This is a genomic window from Chryseobacterium sp. 2P (assembly GCF_059579425.1).
On the sequence record NZ_CM184194.1, the window covers coordinates 1158205 to 1172688 of the forward strand.

The following is a 14484-nucleotide window of genomic DNA, read 5'->3' on the forward strand; positions in this document are numbered from 1 at the left end:
AAATCAAAATGAAAAAACTTGTACTAACTCTTTTGGTAAGCCTTGTATTAAATTCTGTTTATGGACAGGCTCCGTCAAACTATTATGATGGCACTGCGGGATTATCAGGAGCTTCTTTAAAGTCAAAGTTGAAAACTATCATTACCAACGGCCACCAAGATAATGGCTATGGCAATTTGCTGACAGCTTTTCAAAGCACAGATAGGGATTATTTCTACGAAAATGATGGAACTGTAATGGATATGTATTCTGAAAATCCGACAGGAACAGATCCATATATTTATAATCATGGAGTCAAACAATGTGGAAATTATAGTGTTGAAGGAGACTGTTACAACCGAGAACATGTCGTACCGCAAAGTTTATTTAATCAGAATTTACCGATGAGATCTGATGTCCATTTTGTTACACCTACTGACGGAAAAGTCAACGGAATGCGATCAAATTATCCTTTTGGAAAAGTAGGATCAACCTCATTTACATCACTAAACGGTTCTAAACTGGGAAGTTCAGTATCTGCAGGTTATGCGGGGACTGTTTTTGAACCAATTGATGAGTTTAAAGGTGATATTGCCAGAATGATATTATATTTTGTAACCAGATACGAGACGCAGCTATCAGGTTTCAGCAGCGGAAACATATTAGGTAGTACAGCCTACCCTGGCTTACAGACATGGGAATTAAAACAATTACTCGAGTGGAATAATTTAGATCCTGTTTCTCCTTTTGAGATAGCAAGAAATAATGCGGCATTCACTTACCAAGGTAATAGAAATCCATACATCGATCGTCCTGAGTTCGTCGCTTTAATTTGGGGTGCTTATATGGGAGTTGCAGATGTAGATTTGTCAAAAAGTCTTGTGATCGTTCCTAATCCCGTAAAAGATAATAAGATTTATGTGTTAGGCGGAAAAAATCTAGGACAATATAAAATTGCTTTGATTTATAATATGACTGGTCAATTAGTACAGACAATTGAAAATCCATTTCAAAAAGATAATACAATTATTCTTACAGATCTTCCTAAGGGTATTTATATTTTGAAAACTGGCGATCTGAATACAAAGTTTATTATAAAATAAATCAATAAAAAAGATTATTTATAAAATACTGTTCTAAGTCAAAAAAATTATAATATTGGTTAGATTGTAAATTATAATATCTCCCATTAGTTGAGAAGGTTTTTATGTGTAAATATTTAATACATAAATAAAGAATAACTTTTTTGTACCATATTTGTACCATAAAAATATAACTATTTGATTTATAGTAGTTATTATATTAGAAGAAGTGAAATAAGACTTAATAAGTTAGATAATGACTAGTCCTGAAAAAGGTTAACTAGTTTTATATCACAAATATACTTAAATCAGAGTAGGAATTTTCCTATTCTGATTTTGTTTTTTATAGGTTTTTAATTTCACATTATTTTTCATGTGTACTTGGTTTGGAATATTATAATGTAAAGAAAAATGCGGTCTTAAATTGTTATAGCAATAAATTGCTTGTTCAAGCTGTTGGGAAAGATTTTTAAAATTTTCAAAAGTATCAATCAATCCAAATTCATGTTTCAGAATACCATTCACTCTCTCTGCTATAGCATTTTCATAAGGATCCGAATTTTCGGTCATACTGATAAGCATATCACTTTTCTTGAGTGTTTCAGTATATTCTTTACTGCAATACTGCAACCCTCTGTCTGAATGATGAATGAGTGAATGCTTGTACAGTCGATTCTGTATGGCTTGCTTTAATGCTTTCAACGTAGAGCTGGTCTGTAAATTATCACTCAATTCGTATCCTACAATTTTCTTAGAATAGGCATCGGTAATCAGATGAAGATAATAATTCTTCTCTTTGGTCTTGAGATAAGTAATATCTGCAACCCAAACTTTCTCCGAACATTTCAATTCTTTTCCTTTGATAATATTGGGATATTTTTTCATCCAATGTCTGGAATTGGTTGTTTTAAAATAGCTGTGCCTTCTGGGAATTAAAAGATAATTTGATCTCAAAATGCTAAACAACTGATCCCTTCCTACATGAATTTCTTCCTTTTCAAAATCATTCTTAAGTAAAACATAAAGTTTTCTAGTACCTATTTTAGGCATCTTTTTACGAATTGATACAACCAATTCTATAACTCTTGTTTCATGATCTGTAGAAACAGGCTGTTTTTGTCTCTTGTAATAAGCTTGCTTACTGTAGCCAAACAATCGGCAGATATTCTCTGTTGAAAGAGTCGTATTTACCTTTATTTCCTGGATTGATTGGAACCAGACTTTTTTACAATCTCAACCTTAAGCTCACGCTCTGCAATTTCTATAAATTTCCTGAACACTTTGATTTCTTCTTCCTTTTTGGCCAATGCTGCTTCAAGCTCTTTAATCTTCTGTTTCTGTGGATCTTTCATGGGTCTGCCTTTACTTAATTGTTTTTCATAAGTAAAGTTACCATATTTCATTAACCATCTGGGAATGCAGGAATTACCCCTGATATTATAGCGGGTTTGTAATTGTGATTTTGTATATAATCCCCGCTCATATTCGGAGACAACTTGTCTTTTAAATGCTTCACTGTATTCTTGAACAGGGGCGGATACTTTTTTTAATCTCATTAGGATGACTGGTTTTTTGGTATTTAGTAGTCAACCTTTTTCAGGACAAGACAGAATATAGAAAATCCCCGAGCGAAAGCTCGGGTATTTTTGCTTTCCGGAAATTATTTTCCGGAATCAATTTTTTTAATTTCATTTAAAAAATATTCTACGCTTTTTATTTTCAAGGTTTTATAACCTTCATCATTAATGCTTTTTAATTGAGCTTTAGTAAAATTATCTGTTTTTTCTTTTAAAATAGAATCTCTAATGGTAATGATCTCTTTTGCGGAATAAATTTCACCTTTGAAATAAGATTTAATATCATTTCTTTCTCCAACACAGCCATCTATATATTTCATGAATAAAGGATTGTCATGATAATATTGATAGATCTCAAGAAATCTCTTATCGTTTCTTTTAAAAAGTTCTTTTCCGGAATATAATCGTAAAGAATTGCTTCCGTTTTTTGCCAGATAAAAAAGCTCATCATTGGTAGCAATTTTTGATAATTTTCTGAAATCATCATACAGTTTACTTCTTTCACCACCTATTCCGATGTGTGAAGATTCTGCATACTGTATTGTATCTAAAGGTTTGGCTAACATTTTTACTTTTTCAGAAATCTGCGCTTCACAAAAGATAACTGTAAAAAGTAAGAAGATTGTACTGTTCCGCTTCATTTAAAGTATTTGTTTACAAAAATAAAAGGATTGGAGATAATTTAATTTTTTACCTGAATATTTTAAAGCACAGAGAAAATGTTTACATTCGTAGAAATTAAATCAGATCCAAAATGAAAATTTCTAAAATTCTATTGCTTTTAGGCTTGTTATTATTTCAGTTACATTTTGCTCAGGAAAAAGCGGATGTTGTTTTAAACAAAGCGCTGAGCGAAGCTAAATCTAAAAATAAAAATGTTTTGCTCATGTTCCACGCTTCGTGGTGCAAATGGTGCCACGTCATGGAAAAGAACATGAATTTACCGGAAACAAAGCCGATTTTTGATAAAAAATTTGTTACCGCTTATGTAGATGTTCAGGAAATGGGCGAAAAGAAAAAACTTGAAAATCCGGGTGGAGAAGCATTAATGGAAAAATACAAAGGCAAAGAAGCCGGACTTCCGTTCTGGCTTGTTCTGAATCCGAAAGGGGAGGTTCTTGCAGATTCTTTCAATGATAAAAACGAAAATCTGGGATGTCCGTCAACGGCTGAAGAAGTAGATACTTTTGTTGCCAAACTTAAAAAGTCTTCAAGAATGAACGACAAAGAACTTCAGACAGTCAAACAGACTTTTTTAAAGAAGAATTAAAAAGTTTCGGCGAAGCCAAAGGCTTCGCCGAAACTATATTTAAAGATAATTTACTTTCCGAAAAAGATTTTATCCTGCTTTCGCTGATCATTGTAGATCACCTGAAAAGTCACAGGCATATATTGGTAAAGAAGTTTCCAGTGGGAAATCTTAGCGTGCTTTTTAAAGCTTTCAAAAGACCGCACAAAAAGATTTTCGATCATATCTTTCACATAAGAATCTCCTCCTTTATAGATCATTTCCATCAGTTTGATGTGGTGGGCAATAATATTTACCTTAGCTTCCTGAAGAAGTTTTTTAAGATAATTAATGGTTGCCTGCATAATCCCTGCAAAATTATCCTGTGAAGACAATTGGGTAATTTCTGTGCGAAGGGGTGGATAGAAAAATTTTAAATACTCACTGGCTATTTTTTGATTAATAGTTGGCATCTGTACATTCATCATAATTAATATTTTTCGTAACACTTCCTATTGTGGCGAAAACTGTACCAAAGTTTACAGAATGGCTGCAAAAACAAAGACGCCTACGATTACGGCAATGTGCGTTGCCAGAATTTCAATATTATGTCTGTTGGTGGTGGTTTGAAGCGTTTTCCAGTCAGAAATTCTTCTTATTTTAGATTTCATAATCGGTTGATTTTTAATGATGTTTTATTTTTAATTTTTGATACTTCTGTAATAACATCTTCAAAAAATGTAATAAGCTCAGATGTTATGACTGTAGATTTGTCTGGAATAGGCGGTCTGAAGATCTTCGGAAATATGACTAAAGATCATTTTTCGGTATTCGTCGCTACAGAAAGCGGTAGAATTGTCCAGAGAAAAAATAAACGTATGTTCCACAGCGTTTTTAAGAACAGCATCTCCGTTTCTGTAAATATCATCCATCTTTTTCAGGCATTGAAACAGAATATTCCGGTCATTTTGTTTAATTCTGGATCTGATGTTGTCTGTGAAAGTCTGGATAAGACCATAAGAGTTTTGCTTTCTGTTCTTTTTCAGTTCATTTTCAATCTCAGGAATTACTTCTTTAATTTCCTGTGCAGCTTCTAAATAGTTCATATTATTGTTGATTAAGTTCCAAAATTTTAATACATGCCCCGAAAGTAAAAACCGCCAAAAAAGCAACAATCAGAAGATGATAGGGTTTAAGCCATTTCGGCGTTTGCGGTCCTTTGCTTTTTAATCTTCTCAGCTTATCTATTCTGTTCAAAGTTTTTAAGTCCATATTCTTATGTTTTGAGAATGATGCTGCCAAAGAAATGCCTTTGAATTTTAATTTAAATTAAAGTGTTGATTATTAATGTTTTGTTTATTTGTTTTGATTTTTAAAATCCTTCAAAATCTTATCAAAATGATAGCATATTTATCATTATGGAAATCCTCGCGATTGTCTGATTTAATTAATATCTTTGCAGTCCAAAAATATTCAGGAAATGTTTTCAAAAATCGTAGTACACAGAGTCGGAAATAAAATCAACGGAGAATCTTTAACACTTTCTCAGGAAGAACTGCAATTGGAAGAAGGAATGGCAGAACTGTTGGAAAATTACTTCTTAGGTTCCTTTAAATCGGAAGAAACTTTCCATTTTTACAGCGATTCTTATCTGGTGAATAATCCGGTGTACAGTTCTGTTTCCGAAATTTTTGATGACAAGTCGAAATTCCTTTGGGAATCTGAAAACATCGCCAAACATCTTTTTGAAGCTGCTGAAAACCCGAGAGTTCAGGGTGGAGAATTATTCATTGTATATTTTGAAGACGAAAGGGAAGGAACTGAAAGAGTAGACAAGATCGGAATTTTTAAGACCGAAAAAAGAGAATCTTTCCTTAAAATTGCTCCCAATGATGAAACTTTCGACATCGAAAAAGATCAGGGAATCGGTTTATCTAAAATAGATAAAGCGGCATTAATCTATAACAACGATAAAGAAACGGGATACGTACTTTCTGTTGTGGATAACAACAAAAACGGAGATATGTATTACTGGTTCGAAGATTTTTTAAAAGTAAAGCAGCGCGACGACGAATATTTTCATACACAGGAAGCGTTAATGGTGTATAAAGATTATATTACCAAGCAATTGCCTCAGGAATTTGAAGTTTCCAAAGCCGATCAGGCAGATTTTTTAAATAAATCGATCAATTTTTTCAAAGAAAAGGAAGAATTTAAGCTTGATGAATTTGCTGCCGAAGTTTTGGGCGACGAACATGTAATCGAAAGTTTCAACAATTTTAAAACCGATTACGAACAGGATATGCAGATTAATATTGCAGAAGAATTCCCGATTAGTGAAGCCGCTGTAAAGAAAACGCAGAGACATTTTAAAAGCATCATCAAATTAGACAAAAACTTCCACATCTACATCCACGGCGACCGACAGAAAATTGCACAGGGAGAAGATGAAAACGGAAAATATTATATGCTGTACTTCGATAAAGAAGTGTAACCACAGTTGCCATATACAATTGGTATAAAGCAGGATTGTATTTCTTCGGTGTAGAATAGGAGAGGGATTAATTTCGTCATTTCAATCAGCTGGAATTCTGAAAGTTGTATTTTTTATAAAAATGATAGTCTCTTTCTGATTTTTATCTGCAGATAAATAAAAATTATACCGTTAGAAAAAAAAATAACGGTTTATGGTTAAATTTAATTAGGCTTAGTGTAAAATATTCTGGTTTTGAATTTCCTGTATATCCTATGAATAAAGAAAAATATTCTATAAAACTCATGTTTTGCTGAAATATTGTAACTTTTTGTGGTACGCGTTTATAGAGAAAAAATCCGATTAGATAAAAAAAGTCGTATATTTGATAGGTCAAAATATTATATGAATTTTGTTGAGTGTCATGAGGAGCCTATCCATATTCCGGGCTACATACAAAGTTTTGGTTATCTGATTGGCATTGATGCAAAGTCTCATTCCATAGCTTTTTTTAGTAAGAATATCGAGGATATATTTAATATCGAAAATGCAGATCAGCTTTTTGATAAGAAGCTTACGGATTTTCCGCAAAGCTTTAATAGCATTATAGAATCTGATATTTATAATTCTTTAGCCGACTTTACGAAAAGAGAAAACGAAACCTATTTTGATAAAATCTTTATTGGAGGTGCAGAATATCATTTTTCTGTTTTCAGAAGCAAGGATAATATTTTCCTTGAGTTTGAAAAAGTTATCATTAATCCCAATAAAAGAATCTCCAACAAATACGATAATTTTTACATTATTGATGATGAACAGGAGATCTGGGATCAGCTTTTAAATACGCTTTCAAAAATCGTGAATTATGACCGGATGATGGTTTACAAATTTATGATGGACGGTTCGGGAAAAGTAATTGCGGAGAAAAGAGGCGAGAATATCGAGAGTTATCTCGGACTGCATTATCCTGAATCCGACATTCCGAAACAGGCAAGAGAACTTTACCTTAAAAAAAGAAAAAGAATTTTCAGTAACGTTCATTCGGAGACAATTCCAATCCTCAGCAAATCCCGTGAAACCATAGATCTTACCTATTCCGGATCGCGTGGTATGTCGCCTATTCATGGTCAGTACATCAAAAACTCCGGAGCATCTTCCAGTTTCAGCATATCTATTATCATTGATGATTATCTTTGGGGGCTGGTTACCTGCCAGAACTCAGAGCCAAAACATATTGATCTTGAAGATCGTGTTCAGGCAGGAATTTTTACGGCTTTGGCTTCCAATGCCTACTCGTCCTTCAAAGCAAAAAAAGAGCTTGAATACCGTCTGTATCTTAACGAAAAATGTTCCAGATTAAAAGAGGAATTTTTAAAATATAACAATCTTTTCGATTCTTTAATTGAAAATAAAGCTCAGATAAAAGATCTTCCTGAAGCGGACGGGCTTGCTATTATTGCTGACGATAAAATCGTTACCGATGGAGAAACTCCCAGCCAGGAAATCATTGAAAATCTTGTACAGTGGGCGCATAAAAATATAGACGAAAATATCTATCTCAGCAGAAGTTTTCTGAAAGATCACGGAAAAGACATTGGTCTTGATGAAAAGTGTGCCGGAGTGGCTTTTTATTTCATAGAAAAGTCTAAAAATAATCTGCTGATCTGGTTCCGTAAAGAATTTGATGAACACATAAACTGGGCGGGAAATCCTGAAAAGAAGATCGATGTAATTGTGAAAAACGGAGAGGAAACACGAGTGGTTTCTCCCAGAACTTCTTTTCATATTTTTACCGAAGACATTAAAGGAAATTCCAAAAGATGGAACTCCAGAAACGTTGCGGCATTACAGGCAGTTCGTGATCTGATCCTTGAAACGTCTCATAAAAATTATATTACCATTAAAAGGCTTAATGATGAGCTTAAAAAAGTGAATGAAGAACTCGACAGTTTTTCTTACACGATTTCCCATGATCTGGGAACGCCGCTTACGGTAATGAAACTTAATGCTCAGATGCTTCTGAAAAGTCTTACGGACGGTTCGGATAAAAGCAGAAATAAGATCAATTCCATCATCGAGGAAATCGATAATATGGCGGAAATGATGCATGATGTGCTCCAGTTAAGCCGTGCCAAACACAGCGAAATAGAACTGGAAAGATTACAGACCGCACAAACCATTGCAAAGATCGCCGAAAATGCAAAAATAACTTTTGATACTTCCGAAAGTGAAGTTATCATCAATGAATGTCCGGATGTTCTTGCCGATAAAACCATGCTTCATCAGGCGTTCCTGAATATCATCAATAACGCCATAAAATATTCTTCTCATCAGGAAAATCCAAAAGTAATCATAGGAGGACAGGAAGAAGAGAATATGGTAGTCTACAGAATTGCAGACAACGGAATCGGAATTCCGGAAGAAAATAAACATAAAATGTTTAAAATTTTCAACAGAATGGATAATGCGAAGAAGTTTAAAGGAAACGGAGTAGGACTATCGATCGTGCACAGAATCATGCAGAGACTTGGCGGAAGCGTAGATTACGAAAGCAGTAAAAACGGGACGACTTTCATTCTTACCTTCAAAAAACCTTAATTAAAAATTACTTTAAAATTCCGTTATGGTATCTGAATATCTAAAACAAAATACGGCAGAATTTCACGATGCCGCGGAAAAACTTTTTAACTCTAAAAAAATATTCGACCGAACTTTTACATTGGAAGACTATAAAAAGATCATTGACAGAAATTACCTTATGCTTCTTCATTCCGAAGATCAGATTTTCGGCAGTCTTTCAGAAAAATTCTCTGACAAACTTCAGCTTGAAGAAAGAAAAAAACTTCCTTTGATTGAGCAGGATCTTAAAAGTCTGGACATGGAAAATCGCAAGGCTTCAGGAGAACTCAGTTTTTCCAATGAAAATGAAGCTTTAGGAGCAATGTACGTGATCGAGGGTTCTACTCTGGGAGGAAATGTTATTGCAAAACAGCTTTCCAAAACAGAAGGATTTGATGATGTTACGTTCAACTTTTTCGGCTGTTACCGTGAAAATACAGGATTTATGTGGAAAAACTTTAAGGAAGTTATTGATAATGAGGTTTCTGAGAAAAATTATGATGAGGTTTTATCGGGAGCTAAAAAACTGTATGCCTTTCTTCTAAACGTCCGTTAACTGCTGTCTACAACATAAATATCACTTTTAAAGATAATTAAATTCCTGAAAGATTGCCTAATTTTTCAGGAATTGTTAAATTTGGGAGTTTTCAATTGTAAGCCAAAAGTAAACAAACAATTCAAATAAATAAATTTTAAAAGTTATATTATGAAACTGTAAAGTTCCGTAATACCATTAAAAAACAATAAATTAAGTATATTATGAAAGTAACTGTAGTAGGTGCAGGCGCTGTAGGAGCAAGCTGTGCAGAATACATCGCAATGAAAAACTTCTGTTCAGAAGTAGTTTTAGTAGACATTAAAGAAGGTTTTGCAGAAGGTAAGGCAATGGATTTGATGCAGACAGCATCGCTTAACGGATTCGATACAAAAATTACCGGAACAACAGGAGATTACAGCAAAACTGCAGGTTCTCACGTAGCGGTTATTACTTCAGGTATTCCAAGAAAACCGGGAATGACGAGAGAAGAATTAATCGGAATTAACGCGGGAATCGTAAAAGAAGTTACTGAAAACTTAGTAAAACATTCTCCGGAAGTAATTATCATCGTGGTTTCTAACCCAATGGATACAATGGCTTATCTGGTACACAAAACTTCAGGTCTTCCTAAGCATAAAATCATCGGAATGGGTGGTGCATTAGACTCTGCAAGATTCAAGTACAGATTGGCAGAAGCTTTAGAAGCTCCGATCTCTGACGTAGACGGAATGGTAATCGCGGCTCACAGTGATACAGGAATGCTTCCTCTATTGAGCAAAGCAACAAGAAACGGAGTACCTGTAACAGAATTCTTAGATGCTGAACAACAGAAATACGTTATTGAAGAAACTAAAGTAGGAGGTGCAACGCTTACCAAATTATTAGGAACTTCAGCTTGGTACGCTCCGGGTGCGGCTGTTTCTGTAATGGTTCAGGCAATTGCGTGCGACCAGAAAAAAATGATCCCATGTTCTTTAATGCTTGAAGGAGAATACGGACAAAACGATATCTGCCTTGGTGTTCCTGCGATTATCGGAGCAAATGGGGTAGAAAAAATCGTAAATGTAACCCTTACTGCGGAAGAGCAGTTGAAATTCGCTGAAGCTGCCAATGCAGTGAGAGAAGTGAATGGAGATTTGAAATTTTAATATTTTAAACTTTATATACAAGGAATCCGCGCCCGAAGGGCGCGGATTTTTTATTGCATTTAATTATTTTTTACGGTTCCGAATTTACTGAAAAATCCTTCTCTGCCTTTTTGATTATAAATGTAAGGATCGGCAAAAGTTCGAGTCCAGTCATTTTTAATTTTTGAAATATTTTTGCCAACAAATTTCTCTAATTGGGATTTTGTAATATTGATTTGATAAGTTTTATTCTCAAATGGCAATATTATTTTTACTTCATTGATAAAATCAAGATTCTTCATTAATCTTGCCGGACTTCCAACAAGTGTTTTTTGAATTTCATTACCTGTTGACCAATATAATTTTAAATCATTTTCTGTTAATCCTGATGAAGGGTTTAATTCCTTATATTCATTGTAATTTTTGACATATGTAATGACAGCTTTTCCGTTTTCAAGTTTAACTTCTTTTATTGAACCTCCACCATTTAGTCTGGATGCTTCGGTTTTTAGTTGTTCGAGATCTGTTCCATTTGTAGAATTTATAGATCTCTGAACTAGTCTGGGTTTTGAGCTTTGTCCATTAATAGTATTTGTTTCTTCTTGAGCTATTGATAAAATACTATCATTTTCCGTTGTTGTTCTTGGATTGGTTTTATTATTACCGCAGCCTAATAATAAAAAAACGGATAAAGTAAAAAGAGTAAGTTTAATTTTCATGATTATTGTTTTAAAGATTTTCAAAACTAAAAAATCATTGCAGGAAATAATTATGGAAAACCATAATTACAGATTTAAATTACTTTCTTGTAAAATTTCCTCCCATCTGCTTAAAATCAGATCAGTATAGATTTCTTTGTCCAGACCATAAGAACCTAAGGCATAACCATCATTCCACTCAACTAATGCGGTTTCTCCACTGCTCAGAATTCCGAAGTCTATTCCATAAGCATTTGTTCTTTCGTCTGAATTTTCAAAATCTTTAATAGCAGTTTTTACCATATCCATATCCAACTGAAGATTTTCGTTGCCACTGTAATTTTTTATTCCGACAATTTCTGACTGATTCACGAAAACCCGAAATTCAGAAAGCCATTCAACAACAGATGAACAGAATAAAGCTGTTTCTTTTGAAAATGATTCCAGACGGAGAAGATCATGTTGCGAATTGATTATAAATCCTGTGAAAAGTTTGATTTTAGATTTTGGCTTTACAAAAATGTTTAAAGATTCTTCATGACTTTGCATCATGAGTTTTTTTACAGTTGTTTCCCAAACAGTCCGCTTTAAATAAGGTCTTAAACTTTGAGGATAAGATGAGGTGAATGGACTGATTCCCAATCTTTTGAAAGTATATAACATTGATGAATGATCTCCGACAATCAGCGTTTCTTTATTAAGCAGGATCTGATTTCGATGTAATTTTTTGATGGTAAAAAATTCGCAATCAGCTCCTCTTGATTCCAAAACGTTTTTTACCTCCAGAAATTCAGGTTCTGTTTTTCCATTGCCATATTCCTGAATGTAAGCTTTTGTAATCATTATCGGTTCTTAAAATTGTTAGTTGTTTGTGGATAACCTTTAAAAACTGTGGATAAGTTAAGTTTTAACAGAAAGTGAAAATTTATTACATCAGCTCAAAGCTCATAAACAAAGCCGTTTCTGTTGAGTTGTTATACAGTTTTGTATTGATCCCTGTAAACTGAAATCCTGCTTTCTGAAAAAACTTTATTGCAGGATAATTCGTGTTCTGGGTTTCTGCTTCCACTATTCTGCATTGCAGTTCTCTGGCTTCACGATTGATATTTTTAATCAGCAATCTCCCGAGATTTTGTTTTCTGAACTTTTTATGAATCCACAAATTCTCAATAAAAAGACTATTATTTTTCCTTCTGTAATCACAGATGATCCATCCAATAAGTTCTTCATTTTCAAAAATTCCGAAAGAATGACCTTGCTGTGCTACTGCGTTTAAATGTTCAATATCATGAAGTTCTGTTTTACATTTCTTTTGATAATATTGATTTTTCTCTCTCAGATTAAATTCAAAAGTGTTGTTCGATTCAATTGCCGAAACCACAAAAATCTTTTCGGTTTCGTAATTGTTGAAATCGGTATCAGGAATGAAATTTTCTTCAAATACCGTCAGTTTTCTGATTTCCATGGCTTAAAACTTGGAATTCTGAGCATGAAAATTACCTTTTGTAGCGTAAAGCAGAATCTGGATCAGGACAAGAACTGAGATAACAGCAATTCTTATCATGGCATTTTCCGAAAACCTTTCCCGGATTACTTCCATAGAGTTAATTTTTTTGATGGTAAACTCCTTTAGCTGATCAATATTGCTGAATGCATTTACCTTTCCGATTTCAGAATTGATTTCTGCTTTATTCAGCGTTGCGGCAACGTTAATGAGATTAATATTGCTAATAAACAGCCATCCGAATAACAACAGAGATACCGAAAAAAGAAAAGGTCTGAAAATTTTCATGATTAAAAAGTTTTTGTTACGAAACATATTTACATATTTGTGTTAATACCAAATGTAAAAAAAATCAACCGGAGAATCGCATTAAATTCACAAAATGTGTATAAAAGCTTTATCATTCAATATATTTTCCAGAATTAGTTTTTCAGTCTCTTATTCGATTGTAATATTATGACTGTAATGGTATTTTTTCGCGTACTTAAACTATATTTCGGTAGAAAGTTTACCTTTTAAAGCATTGTATTTGACCTTAGATTTCGGAACTTTTACATCAAAAATATTTCATTAAATTTATAACTTACTCGCAAATTCAGTCAGTATTTCTTTGTTTTTTTGATCATAATTTTCACTAAACATGTCAAGTTTTTCATTTTTTTCTGATATTTCCTTAAGATCATTTCTGCCGGATAAATCCGCTATTCTTGACATGAAAAAATTTCCCTCAAAAATAAAGTCATTATAAGATTCTTTAAAGCGGCTAATCAGAAAACTTAATAGTTCTTTGTCATTTGGCTTTGCAACAAGATCCAGCAATCCTAAATCACTGTAATCTAATTTTTTTTGTGAAAGAAAATAAAGTCTTAATTTTTCTTTTTGATTGTCGTTTAGTTCAAATTTTCTTACAAAAGTATCTTTATCGCGATCATAAAAAGACATAAAATCACTTTCAGGAGAAAGTTCATAAGTTCCTTCCCATTTTGTGGGTTTTTGCAATGCACATTCTACAAGCCAATCTACTGTTTTAGCATGTTTTTCTTCTTCATTTATAATTTTCAAAATATCCTGCATTTCAAGAATTCTCTTTTTATAAACAGAATATTCTTTTTTTTCTAATGTTTTTGAGCCATACGATAAAGAATGGGTAGAATATCTGTCTTCTTTTTTCTCCTTATACAAAAAGGCCAATGTTAATTTTCCCTTTTCGTAGTATGCAGGAGCAGGGCAGGATATTTCCGAACTTGTGTATACTTCGATAATTTGACCGGACTTAATATTTCCGTGTAAAACATCGTATACTTTTAAAACAACAATTTCAGATTTAAACCAGTCATGTTCTTTTACTTTTTTGTTATTTTTTATATCTAAAACTTCACCATATACAATGTTTTCAGATTCAATGATTAATTTTCTTAATGGCATTGGAGAAATCGGATAAGCGAACAGGTTACAACTTAAAACGCTTAAAATCAGAAATAAGAATAATTTGGTTTTCATAATGGTAAATTTTATTTCTGATATAACGATAAATTCAAAAAAAAATTTTGAAAGGCTATAACCAAATTTACAGTAAAAAGTAAAACTAAAATTTATCAATTCAAAAACGGCAACTGCTCAATTCTTCAAAGTCAAGATCATCAGATGCTGTACTGATAA

General features: G+C 33.1%; 17 protein-coding genes. 6 read left to right on the plus strand and 11 right to left on the minus strand.

Annotation, left to right across the window (positions count from 1 at the left end):
- Positions 1-8: 8 nt before the first annotated feature.
- Positions 9-1082 (plus strand): endonuclease, encoded by a 1074-nt coding sequence (locus AC52CF_RS05230; protein WP_002977387.1) that lies wholly within the window; start codon positions 9-11, stop codon positions 1080-1082.
- A gap of 282 nt (positions 1083-1364) precedes the next feature.
- On the opposite strand, the gene AC52CF_RS05235 is transcribed toward AC52CF_RS05230, so the two are convergent.
- A protein-coding gene (locus AC52CF_RS05235) for an IS3 family transposase (RefSeq protein WP_496517313.1) occupies positions 1365-2617 on the minus strand; the annotation gives its coding sequence in 2 pieces (ribosomal slippage) (positions 1365-2290 and positions 2290-2617; 1254 coding nt in all).
- A gap of 104 nt (positions 2618-2721) precedes the next feature.
- Entirely contained in the window at positions 2722-3279 is a 558-nt protein-coding gene (locus tag AC52CF_RS05240) for a hypothetical protein (protein WP_214590570.1), read from the minus strand.
- A 113-nt stretch (positions 3280-3392) separates the two neighbouring features.
- Here AC52CF_RS05240 and AC52CF_RS05245 point away from each other — a divergent pair, with 113 nt between their 5' ends.
- The gene (locus AC52CF_RS05245; RefSeq protein ID WP_214590569.1) at positions 3393-3908 is read left to right on the plus strand and encodes a DUF255 domain-containing protein; all 516 of its coding nucleotides are present in this window, start codon (positions 3393-3395) and stop codon (positions 3906-3908) included.
- 50 nt (positions 3909-3958) lie between these two features.
- Here AC52CF_RS05245 and AC52CF_RS05250 read toward each other — a convergent pair whose 3' ends face one another.
- From AC52CF_RS05250 to AC52CF_RS05265, 4 genes are all read right to left on the minus strand, one after another.
- Complete coding sequence (locus AC52CF_RS05250; protein ID WP_214590568.1) at positions 3959-4354, minus strand: DUF7674 family protein; 396 nt, start codon at positions 4352-4354, stop codon at positions 3959-3961.
- A 51-nt stretch (positions 4355-4405) separates the two neighbouring features.
- Positions 4406-4537, minus strand: coding sequence for a hypothetical protein (locus AC52CF_RS05255; RefSeq protein ID WP_256041157.1), 132 nt, complete (start codon positions 4535-4537; stop codon positions 4406-4408).
- 78 nt (positions 4538-4615) lie between these two features.
- The gene (locus AC52CF_RS05260) at positions 4616-4972 is read right to left on the minus strand and encodes a DUF7674 family protein (protein ID WP_214590567.1); all 357 of its coding nucleotides are present in this window, start codon (positions 4970-4972) and stop codon (positions 4616-4618) included.
- 1 nt (position 4973) lies between these two features.
- Positions 4974-5138 carry a hypothetical protein gene (locus AC52CF_RS05265; RefSeq protein WP_214590566.1) on the minus strand — a complete coding sequence of 55 codons (165 nt, stop codon included), beginning with the start codon at positions 5136-5138 and terminating at the stop codon, positions 4974-4976.
- Between the two features lie 208 nt (positions 5139-5346).
- Between AC52CF_RS05265 and AC52CF_RS05270 the strand changes: the two genes are divergently transcribed.
- The 4 genes from AC52CF_RS05270 to AC52CF_RS05285 all read left to right on the plus strand — a co-directional run bounded on the left by AC52CF_RS05270 (position 5347) and on the right by AC52CF_RS05285 (position 10644).
- Complete coding sequence (locus AC52CF_RS05270) at positions 5347-6360, plus strand: nucleoid-associated protein (RefSeq protein WP_214590565.1); 1014 nt, start codon at positions 5347-5349, stop codon at positions 6358-6360.
- A gap of 384 nt (positions 6361-6744) precedes the next feature.
- Positions 6745-8937, plus strand: a complete 2193-nt coding sequence (locus AC52CF_RS05275) for an ATP-binding protein (RefSeq protein WP_496517913.1) — start codon at positions 6745-6747, stop codon at positions 8935-8937.
- A 25-nt stretch (positions 8938-8962) separates the two neighbouring features.
- A complete protein-coding gene (locus AC52CF_RS05280) occupies positions 8963-9514 on the plus strand; it encodes a biliverdin-producing heme oxygenase (protein WP_290266596.1) in 552 nt (183 codons plus the stop codon).
- A 203-nt stretch (positions 9515-9717) separates the two neighbouring features.
- Entirely contained in the window at positions 9718-10644 is a 927-nt protein-coding gene (locus AC52CF_RS05285; protein WP_029294870.1) for a malate dehydrogenase, read from the plus strand.
- A gap of 59 nt (positions 10645-10703) precedes the next feature.
- Here the strand turns inward: AC52CF_RS05285 and AC52CF_RS05290 are convergent, their stop codons facing one another.
- The 5 genes from AC52CF_RS05290 to AC52CF_RS05310 form a co-directional block, all read right to left on the minus strand.
- Complete coding sequence (locus AC52CF_RS05290; RefSeq protein ID WP_214590539.1) at positions 10704-11342, minus strand: hypothetical protein; 639 nt, start codon at positions 11340-11342, stop codon at positions 10704-10706.
- Between the two features lie 66 nt (positions 11343-11408).
- Complete coding sequence (locus tag AC52CF_RS05295; protein WP_214590538.1) at positions 11409-12164, minus strand: ATP-grasp domain-containing protein; 756 nt, start codon at positions 12162-12164, stop codon at positions 11409-11411.
- An 85-nt stretch (positions 12165-12249) separates the two neighbouring features.
- Complete coding sequence (locus AC52CF_RS05300) at positions 12250-12786, minus strand: GNAT family N-acetyltransferase (protein WP_496517914.1); 537 nt, start codon at positions 12784-12786, stop codon at positions 12250-12252.
- A 3-nt stretch (positions 12787-12789) separates the two neighbouring features.
- A complete protein-coding gene (locus AC52CF_RS05305; protein WP_214590536.1) occupies positions 12790-13113 on the minus strand; it encodes a hypothetical protein in 324 nt (107 codons plus the stop codon).
- A 288-nt stretch (positions 13114-13401) separates the two neighbouring features.
- The gene (locus AC52CF_RS05310) at positions 13402-14325 is read right to left on the minus strand and encodes a hypothetical protein (protein WP_214590535.1); all 924 of its coding nucleotides are present in this window, start codon (positions 14323-14325) and stop codon (positions 13402-13404) included.
- Positions 14326-14484: the final 159 nt, after the last annotated feature.

Bases quoted from the DNA above. Each gene is read 5' to 3' on its own strand.
- AC52CF_RS05280 (WP_290266596.1), top strand. From the start codon at position 8,963: ATGGTATCTGAATATCTAAAACAAAATACGGCAGAATTTCACGATGCC.
- AC52CF_RS05230 (WP_002977387.1), top strand. From the start codon at position 9: ATGAAAAAACTTGTACTAACTCTTTTGGTAAGCCTTGTATTAAATTCT.
- AC52CF_RS05275 (WP_496517913.1), top strand. From the start codon at position 6,745: ATGAATTTTGTTGAGTGTCATGAGGAGCCTATCCATATTCCGGGCTAC.
- AC52CF_RS05290 (WP_214590539.1), bottom strand. From the start codon at position 11,342: ATGAAAATTAAACTTACTCTTTTTACTTTATCCGTTTTTTTATTATTA.
- AC52CF_RS05250 (WP_214590568.1), bottom strand. From the start codon at position 4,354: ATGATGAATGTACAGATGCCAACTATTAATCAAAAAATAGCCAGTGAG.
- AC52CF_RS05240 (WP_214590570.1), bottom strand. From the start codon at position 3,279: ATGAAGCGGAACAGTACAATCTTCTTACTTTTTACAGTTATCTTTTGT.
- AC52CF_RS05305 (WP_214590536.1), bottom strand. From the start codon at position 13,113: ATGAAAATTTTCAGACCTTTTCTTTTTTCGGTATCTCTGTTGTTATTC.
- AC52CF_RS05255 (WP_256041157.1), bottom strand. From the start codon at position 4,537: ATGAAATCTAAAATAAGAAGAATTTCTGACTGGAAAACGCTTCAAACC.
- AC52CF_RS05245 (WP_214590569.1), top strand. From the start codon at position 3,393: ATGAAAATTTCTAAAATTCTATTGCTTTTAGGCTTGTTATTATTTCAG.
- AC52CF_RS05310 (WP_214590535.1), bottom strand. From the start codon at position 14,325: ATGAAAACCAAATTATTCTTATTTCTGATTTTAAGCGTTTTAAGTTGT.
- AC52CF_RS05295 (WP_214590538.1), bottom strand. From the start codon at position 12,164: ATGATTACAAAAGCTTACATTCAGGAATATGGCAATGGAAAAACAGAA.
- AC52CF_RS05285 (WP_029294870.1), top strand. From the start codon at position 9,718: ATGAAAGTAACTGTAGTAGGTGCAGGCGCTGTAGGAGCAAGCTGTGCA.
- AC52CF_RS05265 (WP_214590566.1), bottom strand. From the start codon at position 5,138: ATGGACTTAAAAACTTTGAACAGAATAGATAAGCTGAGAAGATTAAAA.
- AC52CF_RS05300 (WP_496517914.1), bottom strand. From the start codon at position 12,786: ATGGAAATCAGAAAACTGACGGTATTTGAAGAAAATTTCATTCCTGAT.
- AC52CF_RS05270 (WP_214590565.1), top strand. From the start codon at position 5,347: ATGTTTTCAAAAATCGTAGTACACAGAGTCGGAAATAAAATCAACGGA.
- AC52CF_RS05260 (WP_214590567.1), bottom strand. From the start codon at position 4,972: ATGAACTATTTAGAAGCTGCACAGGAAATTAAAGAAGTAATTCCTGAG.